The following is a 245-nucleotide window of genomic DNA, read 5'->3' on the forward strand; positions in this document are numbered from 1 at the left end:
CACTGAATCGGCAATTGCTGCCAAAATATCCGGTAAAAGAAGGCAGCGATAAACATGAAGTCATCCGTGCCCTGTGCCTGAAAGGGCTGGAAGAACGGGGGCGACAGGCGGGACAAGACTATTCGGAGAGGCTTGATTATGAACTGGGCGTCATTTCGGCAATGGGCTATATCGATTACTTCCTTATCGTTTCCGATTTCATGGCCTATGCGAGAAACAAGGGCATTCTCACGGGGCCTGGCCGT

Annotated in this window: 1 protein-coding gene; it reads left to right on the forward strand. The window is 51.4% G+C overall.

Annotated elements, in window-relative coordinates:
- Nucleotides 1–245, forward strand: a 245-nt coding sequence (locus R0J87_RS23460; protein ID WP_498889386.1) for a hypothetical protein, incomplete at both ends; no start/stop codon positions are given.

Source organism: Halomonas sp. SIMBA_159 (assembly GCF_046536035.1).
GTDB lineage: Bacteria > Pseudomonadota > Gammaproteobacteria > Pseudomonadales > Halomonadaceae > Vreelandella > Vreelandella venusta_A.